The sequence below is a fragment of the Mesorhizobium sp. M4B.F.Ca.ET.214.01.1.1 genome (genome assembly GCF_004791545.1).
Lineage (GTDB): Bacteria > Pseudomonadota > Alphaproteobacteria > Rhizobiales > Rhizobiaceae > Mesorhizobium > Mesorhizobium abyssinicae.
Window position 1 is genome coordinate 66,173 of the sequence record NZ_SRUX01000018.1, and the last position, 20,878, is coordinate 87,050.

The following is a 20,878-nucleotide window of genomic DNA, read 5'->3' on the forward strand; positions in this document are numbered from 1 at the left end:
TGTTCCCCAGTGGACGAGCGATACACGCGTCGGTGATCGACAAGGCGATTGTCTCTTACAAGAGACGCGTGTATCCTGTACAAGACAATACTAACACCAGGAATCGACAATGCAAGATGGCGAAACTCTCGCGGAGTGGCAGACCGGAACGGACGAAGAGAAGCCCGCGAACTCACGCGAGAAGGGCCTCAACCGGGTGCTGCACATTCTGGACTTCCTGCACGCCACCCAGCGCGCGATCGGCATAGGCGAGCTGGCCAAGGGGGTGAATGCGCCGCGATCGACGACCTACACGCTGGTGCGCGAGCTGGTCGACGCCGGGCTGCTGGAGCTGGCCGGCGACGGCAACCGGGTCTATTTCGGCAAGAAGCTCTACCTCTATGGAATGGCCTACATGCGCGGCAACGACATGCTGCGGCGCGGGCGGCAGGAGGTCGACACGCTTTCGCACGAGACCGGCGAGACGTCCGAATTGTGCATGCTGCAGAGCGGCCGCTACACGATCATCCATTCCAGTCCCGGCACGAGGCCGTTCCGCATCAGCTCGGCCACCGGCCTGCAGATACCGCTCCCCTGGACCGCTTCCGGCAGGCTGCTGCTTGCGGGCTTCGACCGGGACCGGATCGAAGCCATGGTATCCGAGGCCGACCTCATCCTGCCGGATGGCCGCAAGCTCAAGCTCGACGATTTCATCGACGACATCGGCAAGGCGCGGGCCACCGGCTATTGCGTGACCTCCGGGCTCGTCGACGCCTACACCAAGTGCCTGGCAGCGCCGGTTTTTTCGGCGCCGGGCAAGGTCGAGGCAACGATGTGCCTTGTCGTTCCGATAGACACATCCGAGGAGCGGACAGCCGAACTCATCGCTCTGCTGCGCGAGCGCGCGGCACGGCTGTCGATCGCGGCGTGAGCCTATCGGGCTGGGACGCCCGGTCGCGCGTCAGGCGATGATGTCGGGGATGATGCGGTCTTCCAGCGCCATCAGCCGGTCCTTGAGGAAGAGTTTCTTCTTCTTCATGCGCTGAATCTGCAGGGGGTCGCAGCCGGTGGCGATCATCGCATTGATGGCGGCGTCGAAATCGGCGTGTTCCTGCTTCAGGCGGGAAAATTCGAGCCGGATCTCGGCCTGTTCCTGTTCGGACATTCTCTACCGTCTGCACGTCTGCGGCGCCCAAGAGATGGGCCTGATTGGGCGGGGCCGGTGGGATTTTGCAACCGGCGGGCCGCTCATATCACATTTCACATTGTCGTGGAATGCTACCACGCGGCATTCGACATCGAGATCGGTTGGTGGCAGAGTGTCATCGTGCTGTCACAGATGCGGACTGGCGGTGGGCGCATTTTGGCGGCTGCAATCGAGGAAAATCATGAAAGGGAGAACCAATCATGTCTCTTGCATCCCATCTTGATGAGTTGCAGCGGAAACACGGTGACATCGAGCGCGAGATCACCGATGCGATGAACCATCCGTCGGTCGACGACCTCGAAATCGTGAATCTCAAGCGGCGCAAGCTGGCAATCAAGGACGAGATTGAAAAGCTGAAGGCGAAACCGACGACGCACTGACGCTCCTTTAACAAAGCCGCGCCGCCTTCGGTGCGATCATCTCTCCGGTGGCAGCCTGTCGCCGGAGATGTTTCCTTCTTTAGCCCAATAAAGGTTCCCACGGCTTCAGGCATGCGGATCGCGTGCCTCGGGTGCCGTATATCGGACCGTTCTCGCCATTCATCTCGGCATGCGGGTGGCCGGCAGTCGGCCAACGCGGTGCGCGACGGCCGCATCGCCGCCCCGCCAATTTGCCGCTTCCGCTTGGACGTTGCCATTGACAAGCCATCTTTGCTCCTCCACCTCATGCCCGGACCCTTGAGCACGCTTTGCTCTGAGCAAAAGGCAGCCGGCATGACCGGATATTTTTCCTCTCCCTTCCCGCGCCGGACATCGGTCGGCGTTTCCGTCGGCGGCGTGGTCGTCGGTGGCGGCGCGCCGGTCGTCGTGCAGTCGATGACCAACACCGACACCGCCGACATCGACCAGACCGTCGCCCAGGTCGCGGCGCTGCACCGCGCCGGCTCCGAGATCGTGCGCATCACCGTCGATCGCGACGAAAGTGCCGCCGCCGTGCCGGCCATCCGCGACCGGCTGGCGCGGCTCGGCATCAATGTGCCGCTGGTCGGCGATTTCCACTATATCGGCCACAAGCTGCTCGCCGATCATCCCGCCTGCGCCGAGGCGCTGGCCAAATACCGCATCAATCCCGGCAATGTCGGCTTCAAAGACAAGAAGGACAGGCAGTTCGCGGCGATCGTCGAAATGGCGATCAAATACGACAAGCCGGTGCGCATCGGCGTCAACTGGGGCTCGCTCGACCAGGAGCTGCTGACGCGACTGATGGACGAGAACCAGACCCGGGGCTTTCCGCTGACCGCGCAGGAGGTGACGCGCGAGGCGATCGTGCAGTCGGCGATCCTGTCGGCCGAAATGGCCGAGGAGATCGGCCTTGGCCGCGACAAGATCATCCTGTCGGCCAAGGTCAGCGGCGTGCAGGACCTGATCGCCGTCTACGCCGAGCTTGCCACCCGCTCCAACCATGCGCTGCATCTCGGCCTGACCGAGGCCGGCATGGGCACCAAGGGCATCGTTGCCTCGTCCGCCGCCATGGGCATCCTTCTGCAGCAAGGCATCGGCGACACCATCCGCATCTCGCTGACGCCGGAGCCGAACGGCGACCGCACCCGCGAGGTGCAGGTGTCGCAGGAACTGCTGCAGACGATGGGCTTTCGCCAGTTCGTGCCGATCGTCGCGGCCTGCCCCGGCTGCGGCCGCACGACGTCCACCGTATTCCAGGAACTGGCCCAGAACATTCAGGCCGACCTGCGCAAGAACATGCCGGTGTGGCGCGAAAAGTATCCCGGCGTGGAAAACCTCAAGGTCGCGGTGATGGGCTGCATCGTCAACGGTCCGGGCGAATCCAAGCATGCCGATATCGGCATTTCGCTGCCCGGCACCGGCGAGACGCCGACGGCGCCGATATTCGTCGACGGCAAGAAGGCGGCGACCTTGCGCGGCCCGTCGATCGCCCAGGATTTCGAGAAGATGGTCGCCGACTATATCGAGCAGCGCTACGGACGCGGCAAGGCAGCGGCAGAGTAGATCCGATGCGGCGTTTCCTCAGGGCGACGCTGATCCTGTTGTGCGGGGCAGGCTGGGTGACCATCGCTCAAGCCGATCCGCCGCCGTCGGCCAAGCAGCGACTCATCGGCAAGGTCTGCAATCTGATCGAGGCGCATGCCGTCGGCAACGGCCTGCCCAAGGACTTCTTCGCCCGGCTGATCTGGAAGGAAAGCCGCTTCGATCCCAATGCGGTGAGCCCCGTCGGCGCCGAGGGCATTGCCCAGTTCATGCCGGGCACGGCCAAGATGCGGGGACTGGCCAACCCCTTCGACATCGAGCAGGCGATTCCCGCCTCCGCGAAATACCTCGCCGAGATGAAGGTCAGCTATGGCAATCTCGGCCTTGCGGCCGCCGCCTACAATGCCGGCGAGAACCGTGTGTCGCGCTGGCTCGGCTCCGGCGGTTTCCTGCCGATGGAGACCGAGAGCTATGTCTTCGACGTCATGGGCGAGCCGGTCGACAAATTCTCGGATGGTTCCTATGCCGGCAATATCGAGCCGCTCGACGCCAAGGCAAGCTTCGCCGTCGCCTGCCGCAAGCTGCCGGTGATCATGTCGCAGACCGTTGCCATGGCCTCGATCAACGTGAAGCCCTGGGGCGTGCAGGTGGCCGGCAATTTCCGCCGCAGCGCCGCGGTCGGCCAATGGCTTAGGGTCAGGAGCCGTTTCCCGGCCCTGCTTTCCAACCACGATCCGGTGGTCAGCCGGGTGCGTACGCCGATCGGCCGGCGCGGCATCTACGCGGTCCGGATCGGCGCCGACAGCCGGGGCGAGGCGAATGGCATCTGCCAGAAACTGCACGGCGTCGGCGGCGCCTGCCTGGTGGTGCGCAACCGATAGCCGGCCTTCAAAGAAGATATGAGACGCTAGCGGGAAGGAATTCGACGGGCGATCGTTGCGACCAGTTCCTCAACGGCGATCACGCCGTCTTCACCGCCACCGTCTCGCTGAGCCAGGTGCCGATCTTGCTGCCGAGGCGGTCGGGCGAGATCGGCTTCGGCAGATAGTCGTCCATGCCGGCCTCGATGCACTTTTCGCGGTCGCCCTTCAGCGCGTGCGCGGTGACGCCGATGATCGGCGTGTGGTTGCCGCTCTGCCGTTCGATCTGGCGGATGGCGCCGGTCGCCTCGTAGCCGTTCATCTCGGGCATGGAGACATCCATCAGGATCAGCCTTGGCCGCAGCGCCTTGTACATCTCGACGGCCGTGCGGCCATTGCCGGCGATGCGGTAGCTGAGGCCGAGACCGTTGAGGATCTGGCCGAAGACCAGCTGGTTCACGTCATTGTCCTCGGCGATCAGGATGTCGATCGGGCCGTTCGCGGCGGCAGCCGGTTCCGGTGCGGCGGGCGCCGGCATGGCCGGACCGCGGATGACGGTGAAGGCGGGTGCGGGCGCTGCTTGCGGGGCGACCGCCTCGCGGACGAAGCGTGCCTTGCCGACCTGCGAGCGCGCCTTCTGGATGACCGAGATGACGGTGCCGAGCAGGACGGCCGAGCGCGCCGGCTTGGTCAGATGCGCGGCAATGCCGAAATCGATGACCATCTTGCCGAAATCGACCTGGTCGACCGAGGTCAGGATGACCACCGGGATTGCGGACATGCGGCTGTCGGCGGCAATCGCCTTGGCGACGTCGGCGCCGTTCATGCCCGGCATTTGATAGTCGAGGATGATGCAGTCTACGGCGGCGCCGAGCTGGCTGGCGCGATCGAGGAAGGCAAGGCCGACGGCGCCGCTTTCGGCGGCGGCGCAGTCGAAGCTCCAGCTTCGCAACTGCTCCAGCAGAATCTCGCGGTTGACCGGGTTGTCGTCGATGACCAGCACGCGGGCGCCGGTGACGTCGACCGGCACGATCTCGTCGCGCGAGTCCTGGCTGTGCGCCGGCAGCGGCACGGCGAACCAGAACACCGAGCCGCGTCCGATCTCGCTCTCGACGCCGATCTTGCCGCCCATCAGGTCGACAAGGCGGGCGGCGATCGCCAGGCCGAGGCCGGTGCCCTCATGACGGCGCGTCGAGGAGCCGTCGACCTGCGCGAACTTCTCGAACACGTTCTGCAGCTTCTCGGCCGGAATGCCGATGCCAGTGTCCTCGACACGCACCTTGAGCTGGACGACGCCGTCCGTCACCTCGCCGCCGACATCGACCAGCACGTGGCCCTTCTCGGTGAACTTCACCGCGTTGCCGACCAGGTTGGTGACGATCTGGCGGAAGCGCCCGGCATCGCCGACGACGAAGGACGGCAGGCGCGGATCGACACGGACGATGAGCTCGATGTTCTTCTCGGCGACCCGCGCCGACACCAGCGTGGCCACATCCTCGACCGCTTCCGCCAGGCGGAAGGGCGCCGGGTCGAGCATCATCTGCCCGGCATTGATCTTGGAGAAGTCGAGGATGTCGTTGATGATGGTGAGTAGCGCGTTGCCGGATTTGACGATGACGTCGGTGAAGGTCTTCTGGCGCGTCGTCAGTTCGGTCTTGGCCAGAAGCTCGGCCATGCCGAGCACGCCGTTCATCGGCGTGCGGATCTCGTGGCTCATATTGGCCAGGAATTCCGACTTGGCGCGGTCGGCCGCCTCGGCCTTGAACAGCGAGGCGGCGGTCTCGGCGAAGGCGCGGCGGATCGCCTTTTCCATCGGCCTGAAGACCCAGAAGGCGACGATGGCGAGCACGGCGAACAACAGCCCGCTCGCCCACAGAAGCAGCCTGTCGCTGGCGGCGTCGGCCAGATGGCGCTCATTGTCCATCGCGGTGCGGACGCGAACCAGCATCGGCTGGGCAAACAGGTCGTTCTGGTTGCGGATCTCGCGGTAGCTCCATTCATCGACCTTCTGCGCCACCGACATCAGATTGAAGTTGCGCACCATGTCGCGTGCCGACCAGAACAGGTCGCCGTTGACGGACGTGGAATCGAGGTCGTTGAGGGTGCTCTTCGACAGGCGCGGTCTGATGGCGGCTAGCTGGGCGGTCAAGGCCTCGATCTCGCCGGAGAGCCGCTCGGAATGGCCGCGCGCCGACGCCACCAGCCCATCGCGCGTCTCGGCGCGCCAGGCGGTGCCGGTGGTCTCGGCGAAATTGGTGGCGTTGCGCAGATCGCGGCCGAAAATGACCAGATTGCTGCTCAGCGCGTCCACGTTGTGACGGAAAGAATTGACCCGGTTGAGCGCGAACATGACCGCGGTGGAGGCCAGCGCGAAAATCAGCAATCCCGAGAGATAACGGACCCGGATCGACCGGATGAAGGAAGAATATTCCGGCATGCGCAACCCCAACACATACGCATAATTTTAATTGTCGGGATTACGCTTGATTTACATTAAGATTTCGTTCGCGCGGCAGTCGCCGCGCAGTTTGCTGAGGACGTCAAAATGCGGGCATTGCGCTTTTCGGCGATCGGCTTCGCTTCTGTGCTGCTGTCGACCTTCGCCTGGTGGGTCGCCGCCCCAAGTGGCGCGGCGGCAGCCACGACCACGAACCTCCATGAATTGTGCCGACAGGTGAAGAACGACGACACGATCCGCCCCTATTCGCACGATCTCTACGACGGCACGGCCAAGGCTTTCAAAAAGCTGTTTCCGGACGCCAAAGCCGCGCCGCAGGAGTCCGAATTGCAGGCACAGGCCAGCTATCGCTGCATGAACGGCAAGGTGCTGGTCTGCTTCGTCGGCGCCACCTGCCTTGCGCCAGGATGAACGCCGCGCGCGACAATCCCGGCGCGGATGGATTCTGCAACGCCAACCCGAATGACGACGTCGTGCCGGCCTTCGCGACCGGCCACGACGCCGCCTATTCCTACAAATGCCGGAACGGCAAGGCGGAGGTCACCGGCAATCCGTGGCAGCTCGACAAGCGCGGTTTTGCCGCCAAGCTGTGGACCGTGCTTCCCGGCAACTGAAGCCGGCTAAACGGAAAGCATCACCTTGATCGCGCGGCGCTCGTCCATGGCGCGGTAGCCTTCGGCGACGTCCGCCAGCGGGAGCTGCAGGTCGAAGACCTTGCCGGGCTTGATCCTGCCCTTGAGCACGCGATCCATCAGGTCGGGCAGGAAGCGGCGGACCGGCGCCGGGCCGCCGAGCATGCGCTTCTGGCCGAAGAACAGGCGCTGTCCGTCCAGGGAAACGTCATGCGGCACGCCGACATAGCCGATGGTGCCGCCGGGTCGCGAGACGGCCAACGCCTGGTCGAAGGATTCGGCCGTGCCGACGCATTCCAGCACCGAGTCGGCGCCGACGCCTCTGGTAAGGTCCTTGATGCGCGCCACGCCTTCCTCGCCGCGCTCGGCCACGATGTCGGTGGCGCCGAACTCGCGTGCGAGTCTCTGGCGGCTTGCGTGGCGGCTCATGGCGATGATGCGCTCCGCGCCCATCTCCCTCGCCGCAAGAACGCCCATCAGGCCGACGGCGCCGTCACCGACCACGACCACGGTCGATCCTTGCCGCACCTCGGCCGCGTCGGCCGCATACCAGCCGGTGCCGAGCACGTCCGAGACGGCCAAGAGGTCAGGCACCAGTTCGGCCGGTGGAACCTCCGCGGTAGCCACCAGCGTGCCGTCGGCCTGCGCCACGCGGGCGTAAGGCGCTTGCGCGCCCGACATGAACTCGCGCTGCACGCAGGAAGACTGGAAGCCGAAGCGGCAATGCGGGCAGGTGTTGTCGGAGAGGCAGAACGAGCCGACGACGAACTGGCCGGGGCGGACGTTACGCACCTCTGCGCCGACCTCGACGACGATGCCGCAATATTCGTGGCCCATGTGCATCGGGCCGTCCACCGGCTGCAGCCCGCGATAGGGCCACAGATCCGAACCGCAGATGCAACTCGCCGACAGCTTGATAATGGCGTCCGTCGGGTGAAGGATTTTCGGATCGGCGACCTCCTCGCAGCGGATGTCGCCGGGCTTGTGGAGAACGGTTGCGAGCATTTTTCTTCCTTTCGTTCGATCGGGATCAGGCGCCGTAATCGGCGTCGCTGACATGTTCCAGCCAGTCCACGGTCTTGCCGTCCCTGGGCTCCTGGACCGCGATGTGGACCATCGCGGTGTTGGGCGACGCGCCGTGCCAGTGTTTTTCGTCGGGCGCGAACCAGACGACATCGCCCGGCCGGATCTCTTCGACCGGACCGCCTTCGCGCTGCACACGGCCGAAGCCGGAGACGACGATCAGCGTCTGTCCCAGCGGATGCGTGTGCCATGCGGTGCGGGCGCCCGGCTCGAAGGTCACCTGAGCGCCCTGCACCCGCGCGGCATCGAAGGGATTGAAGAGCGAATCGATACGGACCGTGCCGGTGAACCAGTCCGAGGGGCCGTTGGCGGAGGGTCTCGTGCCGGCGCGAATAATGTCCATGGTGATCTCTCGTCTGATGCGTTCAATGTGGGCGGCCGCAGGGCGGTTGAGGGATCTTCGACCCAGTCGGCCGAGCCCGACCGGCGCGCCGGAGAGCCTCCTGCGCCGACTTGCGGGGAACATATTGCGGTCGACCTCGTTCGAATAGGCGATATAATCCGCATGGACTTATCGAGATCTGATATAAATCTGGTACAAGGAAGCGATGCAGCGCGACGGCATGAAGGATCTGCTCTGGTTCGTGGCGGTTGCGCGCGAGCGCAGCTTCACCAGGGCGGCGGCGAAGCTCGGAACCTCGCAGTCGACGCTCAGCCACACGATCAAGGAGCTGGAAGCGCGGCTGGGTGTTCGGCTGCTGACGCGCACGACGCGAAGCGTCGCGCCGACCGATGCGGGCGAGCGGCTCTACCAGTCGCTCGTGCCGCGTTTCGAAGAGATCGAAGCTGACCTCGCAAGCCTGGTGGCCTTTCGCGACAAGCCGTCGGGAACGGTCCGCATCACGCTCTCCGACCATGCGCTGCAGTCGACCGTCTGGCCAAAGCTCGAGCCGATGCTGCGCGACTATCCCGACCTCAATGTCGAGCTCTATAGCGACAACGGCATGCGCAACATCGTCGAGGAGCGCTTCGATGCCGGCGTGCGGCTCGGCGAGAGCATCGACAAGGACATGATCGCGGTGCGGATCGGCCCGGACTGGCGGCTGGTGGCCGTCGCCTCGCCAGACTATTTCGCTCGCCGCCCGGTGCCCAGGACGCCGCAGGATCTGGTCGCGCACGACTGCATCAACCTGCGGCTGACGACGTTCGGGGGCCTCTATACGTGGGAATTCGCCAAGGACGGCCGCGACCTCAGGGTCCGGGTGGAGGGCCAACTCACCTTCAACTCGACCATCCCGATGGTCGACGCCGCGATCAGCGGCTCAGGCATCGCCTATGTGCCGGAAAGCCTTGTCAGCCGCCACATCGCCGAGGGACGGCTGACGCTGGTGCTCGGCGACTGGAGCCCGCCCTTCGCCGGCTATCATCTCTACTATCCGAGTCGGCGGCAGCTCTCGCCGGCATTGGCGGTGATCGTCGAGGCGCTGCGGCACCGGAGCTGAGGGGCAGGAGCGCTTGTTGGCCAAATCAGCCGCTGCCCGCCGTCGATGGTCTCGCCGGTCATGAACTCGCGCGGTCGACCCTTTCGGGTCATTGCCGCTCAGATCCGCGAGCGCACTTCGCCAGGGGACAGGCCGGCGAGGGTCTCCGCCGGTCAGCCGTCGCGGGTCGCCATCAATGCAGAGGCGATCCGCCAAGGTGCGCGCGTTTCGGGACTGGCTGTTAGCGAGATAGCGCCGTAGCGGGAGCGGGGCCGCGGCGATCGGCAGGATATCCGGCCGGAATTGTCGCATATGTCTCGGGCCGCGCTTTTGTTTGCGATTGCACCGCATCCGTGCAAGATTCACACCATGCCGGGAACGCAGACGGTCCCCGCTGGGTGATCCCCGGCCATGCATTTTTGACGGGCGACATGGCCAAAGAACCAAGCAAGAAGCCAGGCAGTTCGGGAAGCGGCACGCGGGCAAACCGAACGCACGCCGCCGAGGAAGACGGCATTGAACGCCGCCCGAACGACGCGATTCCCGTCGTCGGGATCGGCGCCTCGGCAGGCGGCATCGAGGCGCTGGGCAGCTTCTTCGATGCCATGTCGGCCGACAGTGGTTGCGCCTTCGTCGTGGTGCTGCATCTCGACCCAAAGCGCGAAAGCGAGATGGCCCGGATTTTGAGCGGCCGCACCAGGATGCCGGTGGTGCAGGTCGAGGACGGCATGGCGATCGCCCCCGACCATGTCTATGTGATCGCCCCCGATACCGACCTCAAACTGGTGAAGGGCGGTTTGAAGGTATCGAAGCCGTCGCAGCCTCGCGGCCAGCGGCATCCGGTCGATGTCTTGTTTGCCTCGATCGCCACCGAGCAGCGCGAGCGTTCGGTGGCGATCGTGCTTTCCGGCACCGGCAGCAATGGCACGGAAGGATTGAAGGAGATCCGGGCCGAAGGCGGCATGAGCCTGGTCCAGGCGCCGGAGACGGCCAAGTTCGACGGCATGCCACGCAGCGCGATCGCCGCCGGCCTTGCCGACCACGTGCTGGCCCCGGAAAAGATGCCGGCGACGCTGCTCGCCTATGTCCATCATGGCTATGTCTCCGCCCCGGCCGAGGTCGAGCCGGTCGTCCCGAGGGGCGAAGCAACGATCGAGGACGTTCTGGAGATCCTGCGCGCCCGCGACGGACACGATTTCAGCAGCTACAAGCGCAACACGCTCAGGCGGCGCGTCCATCGTCGCATGGGACTGCGGAACATCGAGAAACTTGCCGATTACCTCGACGACCTGCGAACCAGTTCGGAAGAGGTGACCATGGTGGTCGCCGATCTGATGATCAGCGTCACCGGCTTCTTCCGCGACGCCGAGGCATGGAAGGCGCTGGGCGAGCTGGTGATCGCGCCTCTCGTAGCTGAGCGGGCGAGTGGCGAGTCGGTGCGTGTCTGGGTGCCCGCCTGCGCTACGGGCGAGGAAGCCTATTCGGTAGCCATGCTGATTGCCGAGCATGCGGAAGCCGCCGGCAAGCGCTTCGACCTGAAGGTGTTCGCCACGGACGCCCAGGAAGGCAATTTGCGCAAGGCGCGCGACGGCATCTACCCGACGGCGGCGCTGGCGGGTTTTCCGCCAGAGCGGGTCCGCCGCTTCTTCGAAAGGCTCGAAGGGTCCTTTCAGGTCAGCAAGGACCTTCGCGACATGGTGGTGTTCGCCGCGCAGAACCTGCTGCGCGATCCGCCGTTCTCGCGATTGGACATCATTTCGTGCCGCAATTTCCTGATTTACCTGGAACCGGAGGCGCAGCAACGCGTCCTCGGCCAGTTTCATTTCGCCTTGCGTCCCGATGGGCACCTGTTTCTCGGCAATGCCGAGACAATCGGGCGGCATGACGATCTGTTCGAAACAGTTTCGAAGAAGTGGCGGATATACCGCCGGCTCGGGCCTACGCGGCACGACCTCATCGACTATCGGCTGCCGCGCGGAGCGATCGGAACCGGCGCAGGGGCCGCCGCGCCGCCGCCCATGCCAGCGGAAAATGCCTCCGCACCTGTCGTCGACATTGCGCGCCGCGCCTTGCTGGAACGCTACGCTCCGGCCTCGGTGCTGATCGACCAGAAGGGGCGTGTCGTCTACTTCCACGGAACGACGCGCGACTATCTGGAACAGCCATCCGGGGAGCCGACCAGGGACATTCTGGCCATGGCGCGGGACGGGCTGGCGATCAACCTTCGCAGCGCGATACGCGACGCCTTGAAGAGCGACAAGAGCGTCACCGTCCAGGGCCGCCTGCACAGGAGCGGGTCGACGGATGTCGCCATGACAGTGGTGCCGCTGGCGGCTCAACCGCATGGCGGCAGATTCGCCCTGGTGAGCTTCGAGCCGGCTGCGCCAGCTGGCGAGTCCAGGCAGCCGCCCGTTCGCGAAGATGCCAGCGAAACATCCTCCGGCGAGCGCGCGCTCCAGGAGGAGCTGGTTTCGATGCGCGCCGAGTTGCGCAACACCATCGAACATCTGGAGACCGCCAACGAGGAATTGAAGGCCTCGAACGAGGAAGCGACCTCGATGAACGAGGAGCTTCAGTCCACCAACGAAGAACTGGAAACCTCCAAGGAGGAGCTGCAGTCCTTCAACGAGGAACTGAACACCGTCAACAGCCAGCTCCAGCACAAGATCGCGGAGCTGGAGCGCAGTTCGAACGACCTCAACAATCTGCTGGCAGGGTCGGAGACGGCGACGTTGTTCCTCGACAACAAGCTGGCGATCAACTGGTTCGCGCCGGCGACAAAGGAACTTTTCGATCTGGTGACATCGGACGTCGGCCGGCCGATCGCCCACTTCGCCCGGAAATTCTCCGACGACAAGCTTTTGTCGGACGCCGAGACGGTGCTGAGGAAACTCACCACCATCGAGGCCGAGGTCCCGAGCGATGCGGGGCGCTGGTATCTGCGGCGCATGCTTCCCTACCGGACGCGCGACAATCACATCGCCGGCGTCGTGATCACCTTCAACGACATCACCGAACAGGGCAGCCGCCGAGGCGGTCAACGAGGCGAGGATCTATGCCGAGGCGATCGTCGGCACGGTGCGGCAGCCCTTGCTGGTCCTGAACGCCGAACTTCACGTCCAGTCGGCCAATGCGGCTTTCTATGAGCTGTTCAGGGTTGCGGCGAAGGACACCCTAGGCAGCCTGCTGTACGGTCTCGGCAATGGACAATGGGACATCCCCGCGCTGCGAACGCTTCTCGACGAGGTGCTGTCGAAAAATCAGGAGGTGACTGACTACGAGGTAGAGCATGAATTTCGCGATATCGGGCGGCGCTCCATGCTGCTCAATGCCCGCAAACTGTCCCAGGCAGCCGGACGCGAGGAGCTTATCCTGCTCGCCATCGAGGACATTACCGAGCGCAGGCAGTCGGAAAGACATCGCAAAACGCTCATGTCCGAACTCAACCACCGCGTCAAAAATACGCTGGCGGTGGTCCAGTCCATCGCTTCCCAGACCCTCGGCCACGCCTCGACGCTGGACGAAGCGCGGGAAGCGTTCGGCGCGCGGCTCATCAATCTCGCAAACGCGCAGAACATCTTGACGCGCGAAAACTGGCAGAGCGCGGATCTCGGCGACATCGTCTCCGATACGGTCAAGCCGCATGCGGGCGGAGAAAACCGCTTCCGGATCGAAGGTCCCCCCGTCCGGCTGGCGCCAGGCGCGGCGCTTGCAGTCTCCATGGCACTGCACGAACTCACCACCAACGCCGCCAAGTACGGCGCATTGTCGTCCGAGGAAGGCGATGTCGTGATCGTGTGGCAGGTAGAAGGCGAGAATGCCGATCGCCGGCTCGTCCTGCATTGGCAAGAGAGCGGCGGCCCTCCGGTTGCCAAACCGAAGAACAAGGGCTTCGGTTCGCGCCTGATAGAACGCGCCCTGGCGTCGGAACTCGGCGGCGAAGTGCGCGTTGACTACGCGTCGACTGGAATTGTGTGTACAATGATTGCCCCGCTACCCGCCGGGCAGATGCTTGGAGCACAGGGTGACCGGGCAGGCGAAACGGGTTCTGATTCTCGAGGATGAATTCCTCGTCGCCATGCTTTTGGAAGATCTTCTGCTCGAAATGGGACACCAGGTGGTAGGATCGCTTGCCCAGGTGGGCGAGGCCATGACGTTCGCCGACCAGGCGGATATCGACCTGGCCATCCTCGACATAAACCTCGCCGGCACAAAGTCGTTTCCCGTGGCTGAAGTCCTGCGTCGGCGCGGCATCCCGTTCGTGTTCGCCACCGGCTACGGCTCCGACGGACTGACGGGCGATTTCGAAAACGAACTCACGCTCCAGAAGCCATACGACCCTGACGAGCTGATGCGGACGATCGAGGAAGCGTCAGCGCGGGCCGGACACCGGCAACACATCGAACCCTAGGGCCGTTCACCGTTTCACGGAAACGGCCGGCCAGTTGCCAGGTCAATCGCCCGCCAGGGGAAACTCATTGGCGATAGTGACATGGTGGTGGATGCGGCCCTCGAAATATCGCGACAGCACCGCTTCGGTCGCGGCGCGCGATTCGGCGCGGGCGGGGCTGGCGAGGGCCGCGTCGACCGCCGCCATGTCGCGGTAGTTGATCGCCAGGATCATCGGGTATTCCGGCGCGCCGTCGTCGCGCTTCTCGGCGAAGGAGACGCGGACATCGAGCGCGCCCGGGAAGGCTTTCCATTTGGGCAGGACGGTCTCGATCACGTCCCTGCGGAACGCTTCCGTCTGGCCGTCCTTCACCTTGCCTTCGAACAGTGCGTAGCGCGTGATCATTTGCCGTCCTCTTTGCGTTGGAAGAATTCCATCAGTGCGGCCTGGTCCTCGCCGCCCAGTCCGGCGGCGGTCAGCAGCCGGTGCACCTCGGCGCAGAGCGCCGTCAGCGGCATCGCCGTATGCGTGCGCCGCGCCAAGTCCTGGGCGGCGTTGAGGTCTTTGACCATGTTGTCGATGCGGCCGGTGCGGCGGTAGTCGCGGGTGGCGAAGCGCGGCAGGTATTCCTGCAGGATGGCGCTGTCGGCGCGACCGCCCTTGAGCGCTTGCGGGATCTTGAGCGCATCCACGCCGGCGTCGAGCGCCAGCCGGGTCGCCTCCGCCACAGCCATGAAATTCAGCGCGCACAGCACCTGGTTGATGAGCTTGGTCGTCTGGCCGGCGCCGGCTGGGCCCATATGCGTGTAATTGGCAGCGACGTCGCGCAGCACGGTATGGGCATCCGCGACATCCTTCTCCTCGCCGCCGGCCATCAGCGTCAATGCGCCGATCAGCGCCTTCGGCGCACCGCCGGAGAGTGGGCTGTCGACCCAGCGCAGACCTCTATCGCTGGCGTCGGCGGCGAGCTGGCGCGTCGCGTCGGGATCGATTGACGACATGTCGATGATCAGCGTGCCGGGCTTCGCGCCGGCGGCCACACCGGCATCGCCGAACACGGCGCGGCGCACGATCGCCGCTGAATTGAGGCTGAGGATGACGTAGTCGGCGGCGCCGGCAGCCTCGGCCGCGCTCGCCATCGCGGTCGCGCCCTTGGCGACCAGCACTTCCACCTTGGTCTTGTCGAGGTCGAACACGGCGAGGCGATTGCCGGTGGCGAGCAGGCGCTCGCCGATCGCTCCACCCATGGCGCCGGCGCCAATCAGTGCCACTTTGTTGGTCATGTCGGTCCTCCCGCGAACCTGGCTGCTATGTCGGCGACGATCTCATCGAGCTCCGCGTCGATTGTCACCGCGATCGCATTCTCGTCCTTGCCCGGCACCTCCAACGTCGCGAACTGGCTGTCGAGCAGGCTGGTGGGCATGAAGTGGCCGGTACGCTCATGCATGCGCTGCGAGATCAGCGCGCGCGACCCGTCGAGATAGATGAACAGCACCGGCGCGCCCGCCTGCTCGGTGATGAAATCGCGATAGGCGCGTTTCAGCGCCGAGCAGCCGACAATGACCGGCGTGGGCCGTTGCCGCAGCGTTGCGCCGACCTTGGCCAACCAGGGCCACCTGTCGGCATCGTCGAGCGGAATGCCGGCGCTCATCTTGGCGATGTTGGCCTGCGGGTGCAGCTTGTCGCCATCCACATATGTCGCCGAGATCGCATCGGCGAGCGCCTCGCCGACCGTCGTCTTGCCGGAACCGGTGACGCCCATGACCACCATGCGCGGTGGGGGATCAGATCGAAGCCGTGATGCCGCCATCGACATAGAGAATGTGTCCGTTGACAAAGGATGACGCCTCGGAGGCCAGGAAGACGCAGGCGCCGACCAGTTCCTCGACCTTGCCCCAGCGGCCGGCCGGCGTGCGTTTTTCGAGCCAGGCGCTGAATGCCGGGTCGGCGACGAGGGCTGCATTGAGCGGCGTGTCGAAATAGCCGGGCGCAATGGCATTGCATTGCAACCCGTGCTTGGCCCAGTCGGTCGCCATGCCCTTGGTCAAATTGCCGACCGCGCCCTTGGTCGCGGTGTAGGGCGCGATGCCGGGGCGGGCGAGCGCGGTCTGGACGCTGGCGATGTTGATGATCTTGCCGCGGCCGCGCCCGATCATGTGCCGCGCCACGGCCTGGCCGACATGGAAGACGCTGGCGACATTGGTCTGCAGCAGGCGCTCGAAGGCGTCGGCGGGAAAGTCCTCGAGCGGCGTGCGGAACTGCATGCCGGCATTGTTGACCAGGATGTCGATCGACCCGCCGGCAAGCTCGAAAGCGTCGATGGCGGCACGGACCGCATCATGGTCGGTCGCGTCGAAGGCGAGCGTCGCGGCGCCCGGAATGTCCGCTGCCGCGGCACGCAGCTTAGCTTCGTCGCGGCCATTGAGGACCACTTTGGCGCCAGCTTCGGCGAGGCCCTTGGCCAAGGCAAAGCCGATGCCTTGCGACGAGCCGGTTACGAGCGCGGTGCGCCCGCTGAGATCGAACAGTTTGGACGACATTTTCCTGATTGCCTCTCGTCGCTGAGCGTCTTATGTTATCGATAACATCATCTGTCAAGTCAAGTGGAGCGAATACGATGCAGCGGCCTCACATCCTTCAGGTTGGACCCTATCCCGCATGGGACGAGGAGCCGCTCAACGAAGCCTTCACGGTGCACCGCTATTTCGCGGCCGACGACAAGCCGGCCTTTCTCGCCGAGGTCGGACCGCTCGTGCGCGGCATTGCCACGCGCGGCGAGCTTGGCGCCAACCGCGCCATGATCGAGGCCTGCCCGTCGCTCGAACTCGTTTCCGTCTATGGCGTCGGTTTCGACGCGGTCGATCTCGTGGCCTGCCGGGAGCGCGGCGTGCGCGTCACCAACACGCCGGACGTGCTGACCAATGACGTCGCCGATCTCGGCATCGCCATGATGCTGTGCCTGTCGCGCGGCATGATCGGCGCGGAGCGCTGGGTGCGCGACGGCAGCTGGGCGGCGAAGGGGCTCTATCCGCTCAAGCGCCGGGTCTGGGGACGGCGGGCCGGCGTGCTCGGCCTCGGCCGCATCGGCTATGAGGTGGCCAAGCGCCTTGCCGGCTTCGGCATGGAGATCGCCTACAGCGACGTGGCGCCAAAGGACTTTGCCGCCGATTGGGAGTTCCTCGCCGATCCCGTCGCGCTGGCCAGGCGTTCGGACTTCCTGTTCGTGACGCTTGCCGCTTCCGCCGCGACGCGCCACATCGTGAACAGCGAGGTGATCGCGGCGCTCGGCGAGGAAGGCATGCTGATCAACATCTCGCGCGCCTCCAACATCGACGAGGACGCGCTGCTCGACGCGCTCGAGAAGAAGGGGCTCGGCTCGGCCGCGCTCGACGTCTTCGAAGGCGAGCCGAAGCTCAATCCACGCTTCCTGGAGCTCGACAACGTGCTTTTGCAGCCGCACCATGCCTCGGGCACGGTCGAAACGCGCAAGGCGATGGGCAGACTGGTGCGCGACAACCTCGCCGCTCATTTCGCCGGCCAGCCACTCATCTCGCCGGTGCTTTAGCTTACGCAATCCCGGACGGAAAACCGTCATCCACTTTTCCTGGTATTGCTCGAGGAGTTCGCCCACCATGAAGTCGATCGTCATCCACGCCGCCAAGGACCTGCGCATCGAGGACCGTCCCGTCGAGGAGCCGGGACCGGGCCAGGTGCTGTTGCGTCTTGCCGCCGGCGGTATCTGCGGCAGCGACCTGCACTACTACAATCATGGCGGCTTCGGAACGGTGCGTCTGAAGGAGCCGATGATCCTCGGCCACGAGGTCTCCGGCGTGATCGAGAAGCTTGGTCCCGGCGTCAGCGGGCTGGAGCCTGGCCAACTGGTCGCTGTCTCGCCGTCGCGGCCCTGCTACAGCTGCCGCTACTGCCGCGAGGGGATGCACAACCAGTGCCTCAACATGCGATTCTACGGCAGCGCCATGCCGTTCCCGCACATCCAGGGCGCGTTCCGCGAAATGCTGGTGGCCGACGCGCCGCAATGCGTGCCGGCCGACGGCTTGAGCGCCGGCGAAGCGGCGATGGCCGAACCGCTGGCGGTCTGCCTCCACGCCACGCGCCGGGCCGGCGAGATGCTGGGCAAGCGCGTGCTGGTGACCGGCTGCGGGCCGATCGGCCTGTTGTCGATCCTCAGTGCCCGGCGCGCGGGCGCGGCCGAGATCGTCGCCGTCGACCTCGCCGATTTCACCCTGTCGATGGCGCTGCGCGCCGGCGCCGACAAAGCGATCAACACGCGGACAGATCCGGAGGGGCTGGCGCCCTATCTCGCCGACAAGGGGACGTTCGACATCCTCTACGAATGCTCGGGCGCGGCGGCGGCGCTGGCGCAAGGCATCGCGGCGACGCGTCCGCGCGGCACGATCGTGCAGCTCGGCCTCGGCGGCGCCGAGATGGCGCTGCCGATGTCGACGGTCACCGCCAAGGAACTGTCGATCAACGGCTCGTTCCGCTTCCATCCGGAATTCGCCGTCGGCGTCGGCCTGATGCGCAAGAGGCTGATCGACGTCAAGCCGCTGATCACCCACACGGTGGCCTTCGACGAGGCGCTTGCCGGCTTCGAGCTTGCCAACGACCGAAGCCGGGCGATGAAGGTCCAGATCGCCTTTGCATAAGCGTCGGCGGCGCGTTGCATTCCGTTGTGATATCGATAACGTACGGCCATGCAGTCCTCGCCCAAACGCCCGACCATGGCCGATGTCGCGCATCGCGCCAACGTCTCGACGATGACCGTCTCGCGCGCCTTCAAGCGCGACGCCTCGGTCAGCGCCGACACGCGAGACCGCATCCTGCAGGCGGCCGAAGAGCTCGGCTATGTCTTCGACAGCATCGCCGCCAACCTTTCCTCGCGGCGCTCCGGCTTCGTCGCGGTGACGATACCATCGATCAACAATGCCAACTTCGCCGACACGGTGCGCGGCATGACCGAGGGCCTGCGCGACAGCGGGCTGGAAATCCTGCTCGGCTTCACCGACTACAATGTCCAGGAGGAAGAGCGCCTGGTCGGGCAGTTGCTGCAGCGGCGGCCGGAAGCGATCATCGTCACCGGCGGCAGGCACACGCCGCGCTGCCGCAAGATGCTGGCCAATGCCGGCGTGCCGGTGGTGGAGACCTGGGATCTGCCGAGCGATCCGATCGGCCACGTCGTCGGCTTCTCCAACGCCGAGGCCGGGCGGCTGATGGTCGATCATCTCGTCGCGCGCGGTTATTCGCGGCTCGGCTTCATCGGCGGCGACACTTCGCGCGACACGCGCGGCCTCGACCGCCGGCGCGGCTTCGTGGCGGCGCTGCAGGACCGCGGCCTCGACGCCTCGCGCGTCATCGCCTCCGGCGTGCCGCCGATCTCGATGCGCGAGGGCGCTGCCGCCATGGTCGAGATGATCTCGCGCTGGCCGGACACCCAGGCGGTGATGTGCGTGTCGGACCTTTCCGCCTTCGGCGCGCTGATGGAATGCCTGCGGCGCGGCATCCGCGTTCCCGACGACGTCGCAATCGCCGGCTTCGGCGCCTATGACCTTGCCGAGCAGTCGGTGCCGTCGATCACCACGATCGACGTCGGCGCGCATGAGATCGGCATCCGCGTCGCGGAACTGGTGCTTGACCTGCTCAATGGGCGGCGGGAACCCGACGACCGGGTCGTGGTCGGCATGACGCCCAAGGTGATCGCACGCCACACGGCTTGATTGGAAAGAGCAACGGCCGGCGGGATCCCGCCGGCCGTTGGCTTTTCCGACAGAGATGCTGGCGAAGCTTATTTGCCCCAGATCTTCTTGTATTCGTCGCGGTAGCCGTTGCCGGGGTCGAAGCGGTTGTCCGGACCGCCGTCGAACTCGACATTGTCCGAGGTCACCACATGCAGCGGCGAGATGTAACCCGACCATTTCTCGCCGGCCATGGCGCGGTTGAGCTCGTCCACCAGCTGCCAGCCCTGCAGGTTCAGCGGCTCGGCCACCGTCACCTTCTGGAACTGGCTGGAGCGGATGCGCTGATAGGCCGATTCCGAGCCATCGCCGGCCGCGACGTTGATCGGCGCGTCGGTGCCCGACTTGCCTGCGGCCGCCAGCGACGGACCCATGAAGTCGAAATAGAGATCGTTGATGGCCAGCGAATGGGTCCAGGCGTCGCCGTATTTCTGCAGCAGCGAGGTGGTGAGCTGCGGCATGCGCTGCGAGGTCTCGGCGATCGGCGTGTCGACATATTCGAGCACCTTGCCGCCGAGATCCTCGATCTCCTTCTTCATCCGATCCGCCTTGGCAATGGCGATCTGGTAGGTGGAATCGGTGAAGATGATGACGCCGGGCTTGCCCTTGGCGTCGACGAAGGCCCAGTCGGCGGCCGCCTTCGACACTTCCATCGGATCGGTCGAGACGTTGGCGATGATGCCGAGGTCGTCGATCGGGCCTACCGTCGGTGCCGCGTGCCATGCCGCCATCGGGATCTTGGCCGCCTTGGCCTGCTCCATCGCCGGCTTCTGCTCGACGGCGTCAAAGCCGTTGATGATGATGCCGTCCGGGTTGAGCGCCAGCGCCTGGCCGAAGGCGGCGGTGCGGCCGCCTATGGAGCCGGCGCCGTCAAGCGTCTTGACCGTCCAGCCGAGCGCCGCCGCAGCCTCTTCGACGCCCTTGGTGACGCCGAGAATGCCGCCGTTCTTCATGTCGGCGCCGAGCACGACGATGGTCTTGCCCGCGGCCCCCTTCGGCCCCGACGTCGGTCCGTCCCATTTCTCGACCTTGCTGGCGTATTTGTCGACGACCGCCTTGGCGTCGGCCATCGGATCGGCGAGCGCGGTCGAGGCGATGCCGAGCGCCAGGCAGGCGACGCCAAGCTGAAGGACTGTTCTGCGATGCATATTG

The 20,878-nt window shown here is 65.3% G+C and carries 22 protein-coding genes; 13 read left to right on the plus strand and 9 right to left on the minus strand.

Annotated features, from left to right (window positions below):
• Positions 1 to 109 precede the first annotated feature (109 nt).
• Positions 110 to 910, plus strand: a complete 801-nt coding sequence (locus EN857_RS28675) for an IclR family transcriptional regulator (protein ID WP_127391568.1) — start codon at positions 110 to 112, stop codon at positions 908 to 910.
• Positions 911 to 940: 30 nt separating this feature from the next.
• Here the strand turns inward: EN857_RS28675 and EN857_RS28680 are convergent, their stop codons facing one another.
• The gene (locus EN857_RS28680; protein WP_126057933.1) at positions 941 to 1,144 is read right to left on the minus strand and encodes a YdcH family protein; all 204 of its coding nucleotides are present in this window, start codon (positions 1,142 to 1,144) and stop codon (positions 941 to 943) included.
• Between the two features lie 242 nt (positions 1,145 to 1,386).
• On the opposite strand from EN857_RS28680, the gene EN857_RS28685 reads away from it, so the two are divergent.
• From EN857_RS28685 to EN857_RS28695, 3 genes are all read left to right on the plus strand, one after another.
• Entirely contained in the window at positions 1,387 to 1,566 is a 180-nt protein-coding gene (locus tag EN857_RS28685) for a YdcH family protein (protein WP_006203778.1), read from the plus strand.
• Between the two features lie 333 nt (positions 1,567 to 1,899).
• A complete protein-coding gene (gene ispG, locus EN857_RS28690; protein WP_127391569.1) occupies positions 1,900 to 3,150 on the plus strand; it encodes a flavodoxin-dependent (E)-4-hydroxy-3-methylbut-2-enyl-diphosphate synthase in 1,251 nt (416 codons plus the stop codon).
• Positions 3,151 to 3,155: 5 nt separating this feature from the next.
• Positions 3,156 to 4,010: a lytic transglycosylase domain-containing protein gene (locus EN857_RS28695; protein ID WP_127391570.1), complete on the plus strand. Its 855-nt coding sequence runs from the start codon at positions 3,156 to 3,158 to the stop codon at positions 4,008 to 4,010.
• Between the two features lie 79 nt (positions 4,011 to 4,089).
• Here EN857_RS28695 and EN857_RS28700 read toward each other — a convergent pair whose 3' ends face one another.
• Entirely contained in the window at positions 4,090 to 6,426 is a 2,337-nt protein-coding gene (locus EN857_RS28700) for a response regulator (protein ID WP_127391571.1), read from the minus strand.
• A gap of 108 nt (positions 6,427 to 6,534) precedes the next feature.
• Between EN857_RS28700 and EN857_RS28705 the strand changes: the two genes are divergently transcribed.
• Positions 6,535 to 6,858: a hypothetical protein gene (locus EN857_RS28705; protein WP_127391572.1), complete on the plus strand. Its 324-nt coding sequence runs from the start codon at positions 6,535 to 6,537 to the stop codon at positions 6,856 to 6,858.
• Positions 6,855 to 7,061 carry a hypothetical protein gene (locus EN857_RS28710; RefSeq protein WP_135859437.1) on the plus strand — a complete coding sequence of 69 codons (207 nt, stop codon included), beginning with the start codon at positions 6,855 to 6,857 and terminating at the stop codon, positions 7,059 to 7,061. Before EN857_RS28705 ends, EN857_RS28710 begins: the two co-directional genes overlap by 4 nt.
• 6 nt (positions 7,062 to 7,067) lie before the next feature.
• On the opposite strand, the gene EN857_RS28715 is transcribed toward EN857_RS28710, so the two are convergent.
• Positions 7,068 to 8,084 (minus strand): zinc-dependent alcohol dehydrogenase family protein, encoded by a 1,017-nt coding sequence (locus EN857_RS28715; RefSeq protein WP_127391574.1) that lies wholly within the window; start codon positions 8,082 to 8,084, stop codon positions 7,068 to 7,070.
• A 25-nt stretch (positions 8,085 to 8,109) separates the two neighbouring features.
• Complete coding sequence (locus tag EN857_RS28720) at positions 8,110 to 8,505, minus strand: cupin domain-containing protein (protein WP_127391575.1); 396 nt, start codon at positions 8,503 to 8,505, stop codon at positions 8,110 to 8,112.
• A gap of 205 nt (positions 8,506 to 8,710) precedes the next feature.
• Between EN857_RS28720 and EN857_RS28725 the strand changes: the two genes are divergently transcribed.
• The 4 genes from EN857_RS28725 (at position 8,711) to EN857_RS28740 (ending at position 13,994) form a co-directional block, all read left to right on the plus strand.
• Complete coding sequence (locus EN857_RS28725; protein ID WP_127283435.1) at positions 8,711 to 9,604, plus strand: LysR family transcriptional regulator; 894 nt, start codon at positions 8,711 to 8,713, stop codon at positions 9,602 to 9,604.
• Positions 9,605 to 10,014: 410 nt separating this feature from the next.
• A complete protein-coding gene (locus tag EN857_RS28730; RefSeq protein WP_135859438.1) occupies positions 10,015 to 12,729 on the plus strand; it encodes a chemotaxis protein CheB in 2,715 nt (904 codons plus the stop codon).
• Positions 12,674 to 13,648 (plus strand): PAS domain-containing sensor histidine kinase, encoded by a 975-nt coding sequence (locus EN857_RS28735; protein WP_135859439.1) that lies wholly within the window; start codon positions 12,674 to 12,676, stop codon positions 13,646 to 13,648. The genes EN857_RS28730 and EN857_RS28735 overlap by 56 nt, the downstream gene beginning before the upstream one ends.
• A complete protein-coding gene (locus EN857_RS28740; RefSeq protein ID WP_127391578.1) occupies positions 13,608 to 13,994 on the plus strand; it encodes a response regulator in 387 nt (128 codons plus the stop codon). The genes EN857_RS28735 and EN857_RS28740 overlap by 41 nt, the downstream gene beginning before the upstream one ends.
• 42 nt (positions 13,995 to 14,036) lie before the next feature.
• On the opposite strand, the gene EN857_RS28745 is transcribed toward EN857_RS28740, so the two are convergent.
• From EN857_RS28745 to EN857_RS28760, 4 genes are read right to left on the minus strand one after another with little or no spacing between them, the layout of a single operon-like run.
• Positions 14,037 to 14,378 carry a hypothetical protein gene (locus tag EN857_RS28745; RefSeq protein ID WP_127391579.1) on the minus strand — a complete coding sequence of 114 codons (342 nt, stop codon included), beginning with the start codon at positions 14,376 to 14,378 and terminating at the stop codon, positions 14,037 to 14,039.
• Entirely contained in the window at positions 14,375 to 15,256 is an 882-nt protein-coding gene (locus EN857_RS28750; RefSeq protein WP_127391580.1) for an NAD(P)-dependent oxidoreductase, read from the minus strand. The genes EN857_RS28745 and EN857_RS28750 overlap by 4 nt, the downstream gene beginning before the upstream one ends.
• Positions 15,253 to 15,744, minus strand: a complete 492-nt coding sequence (locus EN857_RS28755) for a gluconokinase (protein ID WP_245493435.1) — start codon at positions 15,742 to 15,744, stop codon at positions 15,253 to 15,255. The genes EN857_RS28750 and EN857_RS28755 overlap by 4 nt, the downstream gene beginning before the upstream one ends.
• 13 nt (positions 15,745 to 15,757) lie before the next feature.
• Positions 15,758 to 16,513: an SDR family oxidoreductase gene (locus tag EN857_RS28760; protein WP_127283429.1), complete on the minus strand. Its 756-nt coding sequence runs from the start codon at positions 16,511 to 16,513 to the stop codon at positions 15,758 to 15,760.
• Positions 16,514 to 16,590: 77 nt separating this feature from the next.
• Here EN857_RS28760 and EN857_RS28765 point away from each other — a divergent pair, with 77 nt between their 5' ends.
• From EN857_RS28765 to EN857_RS28775, 3 genes are all read left to right on the plus strand, one after another.
• Positions 16,591 to 17,538, plus strand: a complete 948-nt coding sequence (locus tag EN857_RS28765) for a 2-hydroxyacid dehydrogenase (protein ID WP_127393359.1) — start codon at positions 16,591 to 16,593, stop codon at positions 17,536 to 17,538.
• A gap of 67 nt (positions 17,539 to 17,605) precedes the next feature.
• Positions 17,606 to 18,640, plus strand: a complete 1,035-nt coding sequence (locus EN857_RS28770) for an L-idonate 5-dehydrogenase (RefSeq protein WP_127393360.1) — start codon at positions 17,606 to 17,608, stop codon at positions 18,638 to 18,640.
• A 48-nt stretch (positions 18,641 to 18,688) separates the two neighbouring features.
• Positions 18,689 to 19,708: a LacI family DNA-binding transcriptional regulator gene (locus tag EN857_RS28775; protein ID WP_187331440.1), complete on the plus strand. Its 1,020-nt coding sequence runs from the start codon at positions 18,689 to 18,691 to the stop codon at positions 19,706 to 19,708.
• Between the two features lie 68 nt (positions 19,709 to 19,776).
• Here EN857_RS28775 and EN857_RS28780 read toward each other — a convergent pair whose 3' ends face one another.
• Positions 19,777 to 20,874: a substrate-binding domain-containing protein gene (locus tag EN857_RS28780; RefSeq protein WP_127393361.1), complete on the minus strand. Its 1,098-nt coding sequence runs from the start codon at positions 20,872 to 20,874 to the stop codon at positions 19,777 to 19,779.
• Positions 20,875 to 20,878 lie beyond the last annotated feature (4 nt).